16 protein-coding genes are annotated in these 14931 nt (G+C 45.9%); 12 read left to right on the forward strand and 4 right to left on the reverse strand.

The genetic code is table 11. From position 1 onward, the window contains the following. The first annotated feature begins 311 nt into the window (after positions 1-311). The 10 genes from CVP04_RS08875 to CVP04_RS08920 all read left to right on the forward strand — a co-directional run bounded on the left by CVP04_RS08875 (position 312) and on the right by CVP04_RS08920 (position 9266). On the forward strand, positions 312-1652 hold the full coding sequence (locus CVP04_RS08875; RefSeq protein ID WP_100297152.1) for a Na(+)-translocating NADH-quinone reductase subunit A: 1341 nt from the start codon (positions 312-314) through the stop codon (positions 1650-1652). Between the two features lie 2 nt (positions 1653-1654). Next, positions 1655-2893: an NADH:ubiquinone reductase (Na(+)-transporting) subunit B gene (locus CVP04_RS08880; RefSeq protein WP_100297153.1), complete on the forward strand. Its 1239-nt coding sequence runs from the start codon at positions 1655-1657 to the stop codon at positions 2891-2893. Then, positions 2886-3662: a Na(+)-translocating NADH-quinone reductase subunit C gene (locus CVP04_RS08885; protein ID WP_100297154.1), complete on the forward strand. Its 777-nt coding sequence runs from the start codon at positions 2886-2888 to the stop codon at positions 3660-3662. Before CVP04_RS08880 ends, CVP04_RS08885 begins: the two co-directional genes overlap by 8 nt. Further along, complete coding sequence (locus tag CVP04_RS08890) at positions 3662-4285, forward strand: NADH:ubiquinone reductase (Na(+)-transporting) subunit D (RefSeq protein WP_100297155.1); 624 nt, start codon at positions 3662-3664, stop codon at positions 4283-4285. The genes CVP04_RS08885 and CVP04_RS08890 overlap by 1 nt, the downstream gene beginning before the upstream one ends. Before the next feature lie 3 nt (positions 4286-4288). Beyond that, on the forward strand, positions 4289-4885 hold the full coding sequence (gene nqrE / locus CVP04_RS08895; protein WP_100297156.1) for an NADH:ubiquinone reductase (Na(+)-transporting) subunit E: 597 nt from the start codon (positions 4289-4291) through the stop codon (positions 4883-4885). 16 nt (positions 4886-4901) lie between these two features. After that, a complete protein-coding gene (nqrF, locus tag CVP04_RS08900) occupies positions 4902-6125 on the forward strand; it encodes an NADH:ubiquinone reductase (Na(+)-transporting) subunit F (RefSeq protein WP_100297157.1) in 1224 nt (407 codons plus the stop codon). Between the two features lie 161 nt (positions 6126-6286). Beyond that, the gene (locus CVP04_RS08905; protein WP_100297158.1) at positions 6287-7315 is read left to right on the forward strand and encodes an FAD:protein FMN transferase; all 1029 of its coding nucleotides are present in this window, start codon (positions 6287-6289) and stop codon (positions 7313-7315) included. Positions 7316-7325: 10 nt separating this feature from the next. Next, positions 7326-7580, forward strand: coding sequence for a (Na+)-NQR maturation NqrM (gene nqrM / locus CVP04_RS08910; protein WP_100297159.1), 255 nt, complete (start codon positions 7326-7328; stop codon positions 7578-7580). Positions 7581-7607: 27 nt separating this feature from the next. After that, on the forward strand, positions 7608-8759 hold the full coding sequence (mnmA, locus tag CVP04_RS08915; protein WP_100297160.1) for a tRNA 2-thiouridine(34) synthase MnmA: 1152 nt from the start codon (positions 7608-7610) through the stop codon (positions 8757-8759). A gap of 81 nt (positions 8760-8840) precedes the next feature. Continuing rightward, positions 8841-9266 carry a GNAT family N-acetyltransferase gene (locus CVP04_RS08920; RefSeq protein WP_100297161.1) on the forward strand — a complete coding sequence of 142 codons (426 nt, stop codon included), beginning with the start codon at positions 8841-8843 and terminating at the stop codon, positions 9264-9266. Here the strand turns inward: CVP04_RS08920 and CVP04_RS08925 are convergent. Further along, on the reverse strand, positions 9263-9670 hold the full coding sequence (locus CVP04_RS08925) for a copper chaperone PCu(A)C (RefSeq protein ID WP_100297162.1): 408 nt from the start codon (positions 9668-9670) through the stop codon (positions 9263-9265). The two genes, CVP04_RS08920 and CVP04_RS08925, sit on opposite strands and share 4 nt — an antisense overlap. A 115-nt stretch (positions 9671-9785) precedes the next feature. Between CVP04_RS08925 and hflD the strand changes: the two genes are divergently transcribed. Together hflD and purB are read left to right on the forward strand one after the other, a co-directional pair. Further along, entirely contained in the window at positions 9786-10397 is a 612-nt protein-coding gene (gene hflD, locus CVP04_RS08930) for a high frequency lysogenization protein HflD (protein ID WP_100297163.1), read from the forward strand. Between the two features lie 11 nt (positions 10398-10408). Next, complete coding sequence (purB, locus tag CVP04_RS08935; RefSeq protein ID WP_100297164.1) at positions 10409-11776, forward strand: adenylosuccinate lyase; 1368 nt, start codon at positions 10409-10411, stop codon at positions 11774-11776. Positions 11777-11856: 80 nt separating this feature from the next. Here the strand turns inward: purB and proS are convergent, their stop codons facing one another. The 3 genes from proS to dmsD form a co-directional block, all read right to left on the reverse strand. After that, positions 11857-13572 carry a proline--tRNA ligase gene (gene proS / locus CVP04_RS08940; RefSeq protein ID WP_100297165.1) on the reverse strand — a complete coding sequence of 572 codons (1716 nt, stop codon included), beginning with the start codon at positions 13570-13572 and terminating at the stop codon, positions 11857-11859. 147 nt (positions 13573-13719) lie between these two features. Further along, entirely contained in the window at positions 13720-14247 is a 528-nt protein-coding gene (gene napF / locus CVP04_RS08945; RefSeq protein WP_100297166.1) for a ferredoxin-type protein NapF, read from the reverse strand. Positions 14248-14262: 15 nt separating this feature from the next. Further along, complete coding sequence (dmsD, locus tag CVP04_RS08950; RefSeq protein ID WP_100297167.1) at positions 14263-14865, reverse strand: Tat proofreading chaperone DmsD; 603 nt, start codon at positions 14863-14865, stop codon at positions 14263-14265. Positions 14866-14931: the final 66 nt, after the last annotated feature.

A 14931-nucleotide genomic window follows, 5' to 3' on the forward strand; every position in this document is an offset into this window, starting at 1 on the left:
AAATTCGCTTTTTTTTAACGTAAATAACGGAAAAACCCCTCCCTAAAGTGGAATGAATGTAATTATTTGGTTAAAATGAACCGTTGATTTTTTATCAAAATTTTAACCCTTATTTTTGTACAAATTTTACACAAAAATATACCCAGAATTTGAGTTTTAATTTTATGTGATCGGCAAAATTCAGCGCTTATTTCCGATAAGTGCGGTGATTTTAAAGATCATTACTCAAGACGAGGTTGTCGTTTTTTCGTTAATGCTTTATCGAATGGCGACAGCTATATTTTTAATCTAACAAAAGTAGTGCAAATTATATGATTACGATTAAAAAAGGCTTGGATCTTCCTATTGCCGGGAAGCCGGAACAAGTAATCCGTGACGGTAATACCGTTACCGAAGTTGCCTTGCTTGGTGAAGAGTATGTGGGAATGCGTCCTTCTATGAAGGTGCGCGAAGGTGATGTGGTGAAAAAAGGTCAGGTGCTTTTTGAAGATAAAAAGAATCCGGGCGTCGTTTTCACCGCACCTGCCAGTGGTACCGTGACTGCGATTAACCGCGGCGCTAAGCGAGTTTTACAATCGGTAGTCATCCGAGTTTCAGGCGACGATCAACTGACGTTTGCCCGCTATTCGGCTGATGAATTAAAAACCTTGACCTCCGAACAAGTGCGTCAAAATCTACAAACTTCCGGTTTATGGACCGCACTTCGCACGCGTCCGTTCAGTAAAGTACCGGCGGTTGATGCCGTTCCTTCTTCTATTTTCGTCAATGCGATGGATACCAATCCGTTAGCGGCGAATCCGGAAGTCGTATTAAAAGAACATTGGCAAGATTTTACCGACGGTTTAACGGTGTTAAGTCGTTTACACGACGGTAAATTACATTTATGTAAAGCCGGCGATAGCAATATTCCGACGGTGGATTTACCGAATCTTGCGGTGCACGATTTCGGCGGTCCGCATCCGGCGGGATTAAGCGGTACGCATATTCACTTTATCGATCCGGTAAGCGCGACCAAATCCGTTTGGTATGTGAATTACCAAGATGTGATCGCAATCGGTAAATTATTTACCGGCGGTGAAATTTATACCGGTCGCGTCGTATCCTTAGCCGGCCCACAAGTGAAAAATCCACGTTTAGTTCGCACGCAATTAGGCGCGAATCTTTCCCAATTAACCGCTAACGAATTGAAAGACGGTGAAAATCGCGTGATTTCCGGTTCGGTATTAAGCGGTACTCAAGCGGCGGGCGCGCACGATTATTTAGGTCGTTACGCGTTGCAAGTTTCCGTGATTGCGGAAGGTCGTGAGAAAGAATTTTTAGGTTGGATTATGCCGGGCGCGGATAAATTCTCCATTACCCGCACCGTGTTAGGTCACTTCGGCAAAAAATTATTTAACTTTACTTCCGCAGTGAACGGCGGTCATCGCGCAATGGTGCCGATTGGCGCTTACGAGCGTGTCGTGCCGTTGGATATTATTCCGACATTATTACTGCGTGATTTAGCCTCAGGCGATACCGACAGCGCACAAGCGTTAGGTTGTCTGGAGCTGGATGAAGAAGATTTAGCGTTATGTACGTTCGTGTGTCCGGGCAAAAACGAATATGGTCCGATGTTGCGCGCAGCGCTAGATAAGATCGAGAAGGAAGGTTAAAAATGGGTTTAAAACATCTTTTAGAGAAAATGGAACCTGCATTTTTACCGGGTGGTAAATATGAGAAATGGTATGCCTTGTTTGAAGCGACGGCAACCTTCTTATATACACCGGGTACAGTAACGGGCAAATCTTCACACGTTCGTGATGCGCTAGACTCAAAACGTATGATGGTGCTTGTTTGGCTTGCATTGTTCCCAGCGATGTTCTACGGAATGTATAACGTCGGTCAACAATCGATTTTGGCATTAAGTGCGGGCGATTTTGTGCAAAATCTTGCCAATAGCGCCGCAAACGACTGGCATTTCGCTCTTGCCAATGCATTAGGTTTGGTATCTGCCGATGCCGGCGTGTTGGCGAAAATGGCATTAGGTGCGATTTTCTTCCTACCGATTTATTTAACCGTGTTCTTAGTAGGCGGTTTCTGGGAAGTTTTATTCGCAATGGTGCGTAAACACGAAATCAACGAAGGTTTCTTCGTGACTTCCATTTTGTTGGCACTTATCGTTCCGCCGACATTACCGTTGTGGCAAGCCGCGCTTGCAACGACCTTCGGTGTGGTTGTGGCGAAAGAAGTATTCGGCGGTGTCGGTAAAAACTTTATGAACCCGGCGCTAGCAGGTCGTGCATTCTTATTCTTCGCTTATCCGGCGCAAATTTCAGGCGATTTGGTATGGACGGCGGCAGACGGTTTCTCCGGCGCAACCGCACTTTCCCAATGGGCTGTCGGCGGCGAAGCAGCGTTAAAACACGTTGCAACCGGTCAACCGATTACTTGGATGGATGCGTTTTTAGGTAATATTCCGGGTTCTATCGGTGAAGTTTCCACCCTTGCATTATTGATCGGCGCGGCAATTATCGTATTTGCACGCATTGCCTCTTGGCGTATTATCGCCGGCGTAATGATCGGTATGATCGCAACTTCAACGTTATTCAACTTAATCGGCTCCGCCACCAACCCGCTATTCGCAATGCCTTGGCATTGGCATTTAGTCTTGGGCGGATTCGCGTTAGGTATGTTGTTTATGGCAACCGATCCGGTTTCCGCAGCATTTACCAACAAAGGTAAATGGTGGTACGGGATTTTAATCGGTGCGATGTGCGTATTGATTCGTGTCGCAAACCCTGCATACCCTGAAGGTATGATGTTGGCAATTCTATTTGCTAACTTATTTGCGCCGTTATTCGACTACATCGTCGTTCAAGCAAATATTAAACGTCGGAGAGCACGCAATGGCTAAATTTAATAAAGACAGTATCGGCGGAACAATTTCAGTGGTTGTTCTGTTAAGTTTAGCTTGTTCCGTTATCGTCGCGGGTTCGGCAGTTTTATTAAAATCGACCCAAGAAGAACAAAAACAACTTGATAAACAAAAAAATATCCTAAGTGTTGCCGGCTTATTGCAAGCGGATACGAAGGCAAGCCAAATCAAAGAAATCTTCGCTAAAAACATCGAAGCGCGTTGCGTCGAATTGGATAGCGGCGATTATACGGATTGCCCGGCGAACTTCGATGCCAAAGCGGCGGCAAAAAATCCGGCGCAAAGCACCGCACTTTCACCTGATGAAGATCCGGCGGGAATTCGCAATCGCGAAAATTTAGCCGAAATTTATTTAGTGAAAGATAATGACGGTCAAGTCAACCAAATTGTTTTACCGGTTTACGGTAAAGGGTTATGGTCGGTAATGTACGGTTTCCTTTCCGTTCAACCGGACGGCAATACGGTAAACGGTATCACTTACTATGAACACGGTGAAACACCGGGATTGGGCGGTGAAATCGAAAATCCGCGTTGGCAAGCGCAATTTGCGGGCAAACAATTATTTGACGAGCAAAACCACGCGGCATTATTCGTCGGCAAAGGTGCATCGGCAAATAAAGCGCACGGTATCGACGCAATTTCAGGCTCGACTTTAACCAGTAACGGGGTAAACAACTCCTTCAAATTCTGGTTGGGTCAAAAAGGGTTCGGTCCGTATTTAGCAAAATTAAAAGCGGGGGCTAACTAATGGCTGGTTCAAATCTTAAAAAGTTATTGTTATCACCGGTGGTGGATAACAACCCGATTGCATTACAAATCTTAGGGATTTGTTCCGCATTAGCGGTAACAACCAAATTGGAAACCGCCGTAGTAATGGCGATTGCGGTAAGTTTGGTTACGGCGTTTTCAAGCTATTTTATTTCTTTGATTCGTAATTACATTCCGAACAGTATTCGTATTATCGTTCAAATGGCAATTATCGCGTCATTGGTAATCTTGGTTGACCAAATTTTGCGTGCATACGCATACGATTTGTCAAAACAACTTTCCGTTTTCGTCGGTTTGATTATTACAAACTGTATCGTAATGGGACGTGCGGAAGCCTTTGCAATGAAATCCGCACCGGTAGAAAGCTTTGTTGACGGTATCGGTAACGGTTTGGGCTACGGTGCGATTTTAATTACCGTCGCTTTTATCCGCGAATTAATCGGTTCCGGCAAATTATTCGGTATGACCGTATTGCAAACAGTCCAAGACGGCGGTTGGTATCAAACAAACGGTTTGTTCCTGTTAGCACCAAGCGCATTCTTTATTATCGGTTTCATTATTTGGGGCCTAAGAACGTGGAAACCGGAACAGGTGGAGAAATAATTTATGGAACATTATATCAGCCTATTCGTTAAATCCGTCTTTATCGAAAATATGGCGCTTTCTTTCTTCCTCGGAATGTGTACGTTCCTTGCGGTATCTAAGAAAGTGTCCACTGCTTTCGGTTTGGGTATTGCGGTAATCGTAGTATTAGGTATCGCCGTGCCGGCAAACCAATTAGTGTATTCTTTAATTCTTAAAGACAGCGCATTAGTAGAAGGGGTGGATTTAAGCTTCTTAAACTTCATCACCTTCATCGGTGTTATTGCGGCGTTAGTGCAAATCCTCGAAATGGTGTTGGATAAATTCTTCCCGGCGTTATACAACGCGTTGGGTATTTTCCTACCGTTGATTACCGTAAACTGTGCGATTTTCGGCGGTGTATCCTTTATGGTTCAACGCGACTATAATTTCGCCGAATCCGTTGTGTACGGCATCGGTGCGGGTACGGGTTGGATGCTTGCTATCGTAGCGCTTGCAGGTATTACGGAAAAAATGAAATATGCCGATGTGCCGGCAGGATTACGCGGATTAGGGATCACCTTTATCACCGTGGGCTTAATGGCGCTTGGTTTTATGTCATTCTCTGGTATTCAGTTGTAAGAAAGGGGAGACTTAAATGGAAATTACTCTTGGTATTGCAATGTTCACCGTGATCGTTTTGGCTTTAGCTGTCATTATCTTATTCGCTAAATCCAAATTGGTTAACTCCGGGGACATTACGATTGAAATTAATAATGATCCGAGCAAAGCAATTAGCCTCCCTGCCGGCGGTAAATTGCTAGGTGCGTTGGCAAGTCAAGGCATCTTCGTTTCTTCTGCGTGCGGCGGCGGCGGTTCTTGCGGTCAATGTGTGGTGAAAGTCACCGAAGGCGGCGGCGATATTCTGCCGACGGAACTATCTCATATTTCTAAACGTGAAGCGAAAGAAGGCTATCGTCTTTCTTGCCAAGTAAACGTGAAGAACAGTATGAAAATCGAATTACCGGAAGAAGTATTCGGCGTGAAAAAATGGGAATGTACCGTTATCTCCAACGATAACAAAGCGACTTTCATTAAAGAGCTGAAATTGGCGATTCCGGAAGGCGAAGAAGTGCCGTTCCGCGCGGGCGGCTATATCCAAATCGAAGCGGAACCGCATACGGTTTATTATAAAGACTTCGATGTTCCGGAAGAATATCACGAAGACTGGGATAAATATAACCTTTGGCGTTATGTTTCCAAAGTGGACGAACATATTATCCGCGCTTATTCAATGGCATCTTATCCGGAAGAAAAAGGCATTATTATGCTGAACGTGCGTATCGCAACGCCTCCGCCGAAACAACCGGATGCGCCTCCGGGTCAAATGTCCTCTTATATTTGGTCATTAAAACCGGGTGATAAAGTAACGATTTCCGGTCCGTTCGGTGAATTCTTCGCGAAAGAAACCGATAACGAAATGGTATTTATCGGCGGTGGTGCAGGTATGGCGCCAATGCGGTCACATATCTTCGACCAATTAAAACGTTTAAAATCTAAACGTAAAATGTCATTCTGGTATGGTGCGCGTTCTAAACGTGAAATGTTCTATGTGGAAGATTTCGATACGTTACAAGCGGAAAACGATAACTTCGTATGGCACGTTGCCCTTTCCGATCCATTACCGGAAGATAATTGGACGGGTTACACAGGATTTATTCATAATGTACTTTATGAAAACTACCTGAAAAATCACGAAGCGCCGGAAGACTGTGAATACTATATGTGCGGACCTCCGGTAATGAATGCGGCAGTGATCAGAATGTTGAAAGATCTCGGCGTAGAAGATGAAAATATCCTCTTGGATGACTTCGGCGGTTGATGTCTTACGACAAGCAGCAAAAGAGCGGTCGGATTTCCGACCGTTTTTTTATTTGCATTCCCGCCTTTTGGCGAGCACCGTGTGAGGCAAAGTGCCTTTCGCGGCAGAATCTGATAAAATAATGTTCTTATCTCCTGATGAAGAATTAAAAATAGCACGCTATGAAAAAACTTTTTTTACTGTTAACCGGTTTCGTTTTATTACTAACCGGATGTGATAAATCACCGGAAATCGTGACTTTAACCGGCAAAACAATGGGCACGACTTATACGATTAAATATATTGATCAAGGTGAAGTGAAAAATAAATCGGACGCTATTCACCAACAAATCGAACTGATTTTAAAAGATGTGAACGCCAAAATGTCCACTTATATTCCGACATCCGAATTAAGTCGATTTAATCAATTTACACAAACCGACACGCCGGTCGAGATTTCCGCAGATTTAGCCAAAGTGATTGCGGAAGCTATCCGCTTAAATCAAGTAACCCAAGGCGCATTGGACGTTACCGTCGGGCCTTTGGTGAATTTGTGGGGATTCGGACCGGATAAACGCGTTGAAAAACAACCGTCGGCGGAACAAATTAATGAGCGTCGGGCGTGGGTCGGCATTGAAAAACTCAAACTCGAACAAAGTGCGGGTAAATTTTTCCTTGAAAAATCCGTACCGCAGCTTTATATAGACTTATCTTCCATCGCCAAAGGATTCGGCGTGGATCAAGCGGCGGATTATTTGGAAAGCCAAAACGCATTAAATTATATGGTGGAAATCGGCGGCGAAATTCGCACCAAAGGCAAAAATATTGAAGGAAAGAATTGGCAAATCGCTATCGAACAGCCGAATTTCGACGGCGACAGAAGCGTTGCGCAAGTGATCGGCTTGCATAACATAGCGATGGCGACTTCCGGCGATTACCGCAATTATTTTGAAGAAAACGGCTTGCGTTTTTCACACGAAATCGACCCGAAAACCGGTATGCCGATTCAGCACCGTTTGGCATCCATTACCGTACTTGCGCCAAGCTCGATGACCGCCGACGGACTTTCCACCGGCTTATTCGTCTTGGGCGAAGAAAAGGCGCTTGAAGTTGCCGAACAACAAAATATTCCCGTTTATCTGATCATCAAAACGGATAACGGATTCGAAACCAAAACCTCATCGGCGTTTCGCAAGATGAGCCAGCAATAGGACGAACACTATGCAATTATTTGTTATTACCTTCGCGATTTTTATTTTGATTATTTTAGGAATGTCGCTGGGTTATATCGTGAAGAAAAAATCCATCGCCGGCAGCTGCGGCGGAATCTCCGCACTCGGAATGAAAAAAGTCTGCGATTGCGAAGAACCGTGCGACAACCTCAAAGCCAAATTGGAAGCCGGTGACGAGCAAGCCAAAGCAGAATATGAAGAAAAATTCGCCAAAAACGAACCGCAGTTTTACGAAGTAAAGTAATCGGCTTTAGTTTTAATAGGAAATTCAATGAAATCAAAAACCTATGAACAACATTTTGCGCCATTAAGCGAACAACAACGCACTGAAAACGGGCAAAAAAAGGTGATTTGCGGAATGTCGGGCGGGGTGGATTCCTCCGTTTCGGCGTTTATTCTTCAACAACAAGGCTACCAAGTGGAAGGCTTGTTTATGAAGAATTGGGAAGAAGATGACGACACGGATTATTGCACCGCCGCTGCAGATTTAGCGGATGCGCAAGCGGTTTGCGATAAACTCGGCATCAAATTGCACAAAATTAATTTTGCCGCGGAATATTGGGATAACGTATTCGAACATTTTCTTGCCGAATACAAAGCCGGCCGCACGCCGAATCCGGACATTCTGTGCAATAAAGAAATCAAATTCAAAGCCTTTTTGGAATATGCGGCAGAAGATTTGGGTGCCGATTATATCGCTACCGGACATTATGTGCGCCGTCGGGATACGAACGACGGGGCGCAACTGTTGCGCGGCTTGGACAATAACAAGGATCAAAGTTATTTTCTTTACACCCTCAGCAAAGATCAAGTGGCGCAAAGTCTGTTTCCGGTCGGCGATATTGAAAAACCGATTGTGCGCGCCATTGCGGAAGATCTTGGGTTAGCCACGGCGAAGAAAAAAGATTCCACCGGCATTTGTTTTATCGGCGAACGTAAGTTTAAAGATTTTCTTGCCCGCTATTTGCCGGCGCAACCCGGCGACATCAAAACCACCGAAGGCGAAGTCATCGGTCGCCACGACGGCTTGATGTATCACACCTTAGGACAGCGCAAAGGCTTGGGCATCGGCGGCGTCAAAGGCAAAGACGAAAATGCTTGGTATGTGGTGGAAAAAGATCTGGTGAACAACGTGCTGATCGTCGCGCAAGGATTGGATAATTCCGCACTACTCTCGCGCGGCTTGATTGCACAGCAACTACACTGGGTGGATCGCCTGCCGATTCGCGAACCTTTGCGTTGCACGGTGAAAACCCGTTATCGTCAAACGGACATTCCTTGCGAAATTATCCCGCTGAGCGACGATTGTATCGAAGTGCGTTTTGACGAACCGCAAATCGCCGTCACGCCGGGACAATCCGCCGTGTTCTATCAAGGCGAAGTCTGTTTGGGCGGCGGCATTATCGAGCAACAGCTTAAATAATCAGTTAAATAACAACGCAAAGTGCGGTCGATTTTCACAAAAATTTCACCGCACTTTTTACTTAATCTCTACGGAAACGAAATGGACTATCAAATTAAACCGATGCTCGCCGAGCATTATGAAGAAGTATATCGCCTTTGGAACAAGATCGACGGAATGGATCTGAATCCGTTAGATGATAACCCGCAAGCGATCAGCAAATTTCTTGATTTTAATCCCGATTTGAATTATGTCGCCGTGGCGCAAGATCGCATTGTCGGCGTTATTATGTGCGGTTTTGACGGACGTCGAGCAACGATTTATCACGCCGCCGTCGCCGAAAGTCATCGCGGGTTGGGCATCGGCTCGCGCTTACTCGCGCAAGTCGAACGCACCTTAAAAGCGAAAAATATCACCAAAGGTCGCTTATTGGCATTTAAAACCAACGAAACGGCAACCGAGTTTTGGCAAAAATCCGGTTGGACGCTGCAAACGCGCTTTAATTATTTTTCGAAAAGCCTACTTTAAGGTTCGATCGCAACGGCGTCCAGCGATAAAATCTCGCCGTTATCGAAAAACAGTTTAAGCGGAAAACGGCTGCCTGCTAAAATCGCCTGTTTCGAATCAAATGCCATAATATGCAAGCCGCCGCGTTTTAATGCCGTTTTGCCCGCCGGCGGAATATCAATGGCTTGCAACGCGTGCATTTTTCCCTGTTGCATTCCGTGTAATTCCAAACGCGCAACATCACTTTCCGCAATTACTAAGCCCACGCCCTGCGGTGCATCATTTGAAATTTGCATAAAAATCGCGCTCGGTTCGCCGGCGTTTTTTGTCGCGATAATCTGCGCTTGCTCGACAGTGATTTTCGCACTCGCGTAAAAAGGTAAAAGTGCGGTGCAAATTAAACCGATTTTGAATAAAGTTCTCATTTTTTCTCCTGAAAAATAACCGCTTGACGGCAGCGGCTTGAACGGTTCGCCTTTAAAAAATAGCGAAAAAATGCTATATTGCTCACAATTTTCAGTTTAGCTTTGATTTATCTTTATGGCAAATTATTACGAAATCACCTTGGCGTTGGCGGGTGTTTGTCAATCGGCAAAATTAGTACAACAATTCGCGATTGACGGCACGGCGGACGACGCGGCATTTAAAACGACATTAAACAGCCTCTTGCAAACCACGCCGGAAAATATGCTTGAAGTTTACGGCGGGCACGAACGTAACCTTAAATTAGGCTTTCAAATTTTATTGGAACAACTCAACGGCAGCGATCCGGATTTACATCGCTATTGGTTAAGCTTATTGGCGTTGGAAAGCAAATTGAATAAAAATGCGCAAGCCAAAGCCGAGCTGGCGCGCCGTATTCAATATTTGCCGACGCAACTGACCCATTATGATTTATTTGACGAACAAATGTTAGCCACGTTAGCGTCCATTTATGTGGACGTCATTAGCCCGCTCGGCAGCAAAATTCAAGTGAAAGGTTCGCCGGAATATTTGCAACAACCGGCGATACATCACCGTATTCGCGCCTGTTTGCTCGCCGGCATTCGTTCGGCGGTGCTGTGGCGTCAAGTGGGCGGCACCAAATGGCAAATTCTTTTTTCACGCCGTAAATTAGCCGATGCGGCGCAACAAATCTACTCAACTCTTTAGGAGCAACCGCTATGCAACTTAACGCATTAACTGCGCTTTCCCCGATTGACGGGCGTTATCAAAACAAAGCCGCCGCATTGCGCGGTATTTTTAGTGAATTCGGATTATTAAAATTCCGAGTAACCGTTGAAGTTCGCTGGTTGCAAAAATTGGCAGCCACCGCACAAATTCAAGAAGTTCCCGCTTTGTCGCAAAAAGCAAACGATTACCTCAATCAAATCGTCGAAAATTTCAGCGTTTCCGATGCCGAACGCATTAAAGAAATCGAACGCACCACCAATCACGACGTGAAAGCGGTAGAATATTTTTTAAAAGAAAAAAGCACCGCACTTCCCGAGCTTGCCGCCGTCAGCGAATTTATTCACTTCGCCTGCACCTCGGAAGACATTAACAACCTTTCCCACGCCTTAATGCTAAAAACCGCGCGCGAAGAAGTGTTGTTACCGGAGTGGCAAAAATTGATCGACGAAGTTACCCGCTTGGCAAACGAATACAAAACCATTCCGTTGCTTTCCCGCACGCACGGTCAACCGGCGTCGCCGACCACCGTCGGAAAAGAAATGGCGAACGTCGTTTATCGTTTAACCCGCCAATTCAAACAACTGCAACAGATCGACATTCTGGGCAAAATCAACGGCGCAGTAGGAAACTATAACGCGCATTTATCCGCCTATCCGGAAATCGACTGGCATCGATTCAGCGAAGAATTCGTCACCTCGCTCGGCATTACTTGGAACCCGTACACCACGCAAATTGAACCGCACGATTATATCGCCGAATTCTTTGACAACGTGGCGCGTTTCAACACGATCGTTATTGATTTCGACCGCGATTTATGGGGCTATATCGCGTTAAACCACTTCAAACAACGCACCATCGCCGGCGAAATCGGTTCTTCCACAATGCCGCACAAAGTCAACCCGATCGACTTCGAAAACTCCGAAGGCAACCTCGGTTTAGCCAATGCGATTATGGCGCATTTGGGTTCAAAATTACCGATTTCACGCTGGCAGCGCGATTTAACGGATTCCACCGTATTGCGCAACCTCGGCGTCGGTTTGGGTTATTGTTTAATCGCTTACGCCGCCACACGCAAAGGCATCAGCAAATTGGAAGTCAACGAACAGCATTTACGCGACGAACTAAACCAAAACTGGGAAGTGTTGGCGGAACCGATCCAAACCGTAATGCGTCGTTACGGCATTGAAAAACCTTATGAAAAACTGAAAGAATTAACCCGCGGCAAACGGGTTGACGAACAGGCAATGCGCGAATTTATCGAAAAATTAGCTATTCCTGCAGAAGAAAAAGTGCGCTTACAACAATTAACGCCGGCGACTTATATCGGCGCGGCAGTTGAATTGGTGGAAAAATTGTAAAAATTCGACCGCACTTTATTTCAGAAAAAAGCATAATTTGCAAAACAAAAACGGCTGAGATTTCTCAGCCGTTTGTCTTTCTATGCTTGAATTTGCGTTTGAAGGAAGGACAATAATTGTTCTTTTGCAATCATTTGTTTTTCGCCGCTGCGGCGATTTTTATATTCAATCTCACCGTTGGCGAGGTTTTTCTCACCGATGACGATCATATGCGGCACGCCGATTAATTCCATATCGGCGAACATTACGCCCGGACGTTCTTTGCGATCGTCAAAAATCACATCCACGCCTTGTGCTAATAAAGTGCGGTATAATTCTTCGGCGAATTGTTGCACGCTTTCCGATTTATGCATATTCATCGGCACAATCGCCACGGTAAACGGCGCAATCGCGTCGGTCGGCCAAATAATACCGCGTTCGTCGTGATGTTGTTCGATCGCCGCCGCAACGACACGGCTGACCCCGATACCGTAACAGCCCATAATCATTGTTTGCGGACGACCGTCCTCGCCTTGCACGGTGGCTTTCATCGCTTCGGAATATTTCGTGCCGAGTTGGAAAATGTGTCCCACTTCGATACCGCGTTTGATTAGCAACGTGCCTTTGCCGTCCGGACTCGGATCGCCTTCCACCACATTACGCAAATCTGCGATTTTCGGTAATGCGACATCGCGTTCCCAGTTAATATTAAAATAATGTTTTCCGTCGATATTCGCACCGGCGCCGAAATCGCTCATTAAAGCGACGCTGCGGTCAATAATCGCCGGAATCGGTAAGTTAATCGGCCCTAAAGAACCCACGCCGGCACCGATTTTGGCTTTAATGTCCGCTTCATCGGCAAACTCCAACGGATCGGCAACTTCCGGTAATTTCTGTGCTTTCACTTCGTTTAATTCGTGATCCCCGCGAATAATTAACGCGATCAGCGGTTGTTCTTCCGTCGCACCTTTGACAATCAGGGTTTTCACTGTTTTTTCAATCGGTAAATCGAACTGCTCTACCAATTCGGCGATGGTTTTCGCATTCGGCGTATCGACTAATTCCATTGCGGCGCTCGGCGCTTGGCGTTCGCCCACGGCGACCGCTTCCGCCAATTCGATATTGGCAGCAAAATCGGATTCGGTAGAAAAAACGACATCGTCTTCACCGCTTTGTGCCAACACTTGGAATTCGTGCGACGCGCTGCCGCCGATCGAACCGGTATCCGCCTGAACCGCACGGAAATCCAAACCTAAGCGGGTGAAAATATTGCTGTAAGTTTGATACATCACTTCATAGGTTTGTTGTAAACATTCTTTGCTGGTGTGGAAAGAATAGGCATCTTTCATTAAAAATTCACGACCGCGCATTACACCGAAACGCGGGCGCACTTCGTCACGGAATTTGGTTTGAATTTGATATAAGTTCAGCGGTAATTGTCGGTATGAACTGACTTCGCGACGCACCAAATCGGTGATCACTTCTTCGTGCGTTGGACCCAACACGAATTCGCGGTTGCCGCGATCGACGAAACGCAATAATTCCGGGCCGTATTGCTCCCAACGTTGTGATTCTTGCCATAATTCCGCCGGTTGCACCACCGGCATTTCCACTTCCACCGCACCGCTTTTGTTCATTTCTTCACGCACGATTTTTTCCACTTTTTTCAACACGCGCAAACCGGTCGGCAACCAGTTATAAAGTCCGGACGCCAACGGGCGAACCATTCCCGCGCGTAGCATTAATTGGTGACTGACAACCTGTGCGTCATTCGGTGTTTCTTTCAATGTGGATAATAAATATTTACTGGTACGCATTTTTTCCTATGCCTTGTTATTTTGAATTGAAAAATTGTCGATAGTGTATCATTGACCGGGATTTGCACAAAGCGATTCTAAATTGAAAGCTTAATTTTTCCGATGAATGAAAAGTGCGGTGGCTTTCGGCGAGAAATTTTCGGGCGGTTAGGCAGTAAGAACCAGTTGCACTGCGCTCATAAAACAGCGGATTTTACATTCGCCGCAGCCGTTGCATTTTTCATTATCCACTTCAAGCTCGGCGGAAATCGCCTGTTGCGGACAGGCTTGTTGACAGACATCGCAAGATTGATTTTGCCGTTGCAGGCAATTTTCGCTAAAAGACGGGCGCAATGTTGTATCTGCTTTAAAGGCGACATTGAGCGCATTGGTCGCACAGCTTTGTGCACAACGTCGGCAAAAATCACAGGCGGCAAAATCAATCGTCAATTCGGCTTTGCCGGAATGCACATCAATTAATCCGTAAGGACAAGCACGAGCGCATTCTCCGCAGCCGTTACACACTTCCGAAAATAAATGTTCCGCGCAAGCAAAGGGCGGGCGTGTTATCGTGCGCGGCATATCTGAATTCAAAGTTTTATGTGCCGCGCCGAAAACCCCGCGAAACAACCCGCGTCGCGAGACGCTGTGATGACTTAAATAGGCTTGATAATAACGCTCGTCTTTCGCCGTCATATTCCGCCCCGAAAGTTAGCGATAAAATTGTGCTTTCGGCACGATTAATGCGAGCTCTTCTTGCCACTCACGCAACGTTTGCCGTGCCAATAAGCCCAGACCTTGATAAAACGGATAGTCGCTTTGCGCGGTAAGTAATTCCAAATAACGCCCGCTCCAAATTAGAAAATGGCGAGAAAGAAATTCGCTTAATAACTCCTGTTTATTTTCTGCCAGATAAGCGGAAAGCATTAACATTAAGCCGAAATGATCTTCCGGTTCTTGTTGACTTGCGGAAAAGGCGATTTGATGTCGAGCCAAAAAATCACGCAAATCCAATAGAGAATTGCCGAAAATCACCGCTTCCGGATCCAAATACACCGAACCCCAAGGCGGCGCCGGTAACGCATTCGGGCCGATAAACAGCGCTTGATATTGCGCGCTTAAATCTTGTTGCAATCCTTGTTGAATAAACGTAATGGTCTGCGGATTTTCCACATTTCCCCATTGCAGCGCCCAATCCGGTTGTTGAAAAAATGCCAGTGCAGATTTTGCTTGCGCGGAGGTCGGTTCGTAATAGAATAACGAACCTAAAATTCGCCCGCCGGTTGAAATCCATTGCATGAGTTCCGAGTGCATATTATTCCTTTTTAAGAGAGAAGGGTAAGAAACCGTTCTTACCCTTATATTTAATGCGAACGAATT

Origin of the sequence: Caviibacterium pharyngocola (assembly GCF_002795405.1) — a bacterium.
GTDB lineage: Bacteria > Pseudomonadota > Gammaproteobacteria > Enterobacterales > Pasteurellaceae > Caviibacterium > Caviibacterium pharyngocola.

Coding starts and splice junctions, on each gene's coding strand:
- CVP04_RS08890 (WP_100297155.1), top strand. CDS start 3,662: ATGGCTGGTTCAAATCTTAAAAAGTTATTGTTATCACCGGTGGTGGAT.
- proS (WP_100297165.1), bottom strand. CDS start 13,572: ATGCGTACCAGTAAATATTTATTATCCACATTGAAAGAAACACCGAAT.
- purB (WP_100297164.1), top strand. CDS start 10,409: ATGCAACTTAACGCATTAACTGCGCTTTCCCCGATTGACGGGCGTTAT.
- dmsD (WP_100297167.1), bottom strand. CDS start 14,865: ATGCACTCGGAACTCATGCAATGGATTTCAACCGGCGGGCGAATTTTA.
- CVP04_RS08905 (WP_100297158.1), top strand. CDS start 6,287: ATGAAAAAACTTTTTTTACTGTTAACCGGTTTCGTTTTATTACTAACC.
- mnmA (WP_100297160.1), top strand. CDS start 7,608: ATGAAATCAAAAACCTATGAACAACATTTTGCGCCATTAAGCGAACAA.
- napF (WP_100297166.1), bottom strand. CDS start 14,247: ATGACGGCGAAAGACGAGCGTTATTATCAAGCCTATTTAAGTCATCAC.
- CVP04_RS08875 (WP_100297152.1), top strand. CDS start 312: ATGATTACGATTAAAAAAGGCTTGGATCTTCCTATTGCCGGGAAGCCG.
- hflD (WP_100297163.1), top strand. CDS start 9,786: ATGGCAAATTATTACGAAATCACCTTGGCGTTGGCGGGTGTTTGTCAA.
- nqrF (WP_100297157.1), top strand. CDS start 4,902: ATGGAAATTACTCTTGGTATTGCAATGTTCACCGTGATCGTTTTGGCT.
- CVP04_RS08885 (WP_100297154.1), top strand. CDS start 2,886: ATGGCTAAATTTAATAAAGACAGTATCGGCGGAACAATTTCAGTGGTT.
- CVP04_RS08920 (WP_100297161.1), top strand. CDS start 8,841: ATGGACTATCAAATTAAACCGATGCTCGCCGAGCATTATGAAGAAGTA.
- CVP04_RS08925 (WP_100297162.1), bottom strand. CDS start 9,670: ATGAGAACTTTATTCAAAATCGGTTTAATTTGCACCGCACTTTTACCT.
- CVP04_RS08880 (WP_100297153.1), top strand. CDS start 1,655: ATGGGTTTAAAACATCTTTTAGAGAAAATGGAACCTGCATTTTTACCG.
- nqrM (WP_100297159.1), top strand. CDS start 7,326: ATGCAATTATTTGTTATTACCTTCGCGATTTTTATTTTGATTATTTTA.
- nqrE (WP_100297156.1), top strand. CDS start 4,289: ATGGAACATTATATCAGCCTATTCGTTAAATCCGTCTTTATCGAAAAT.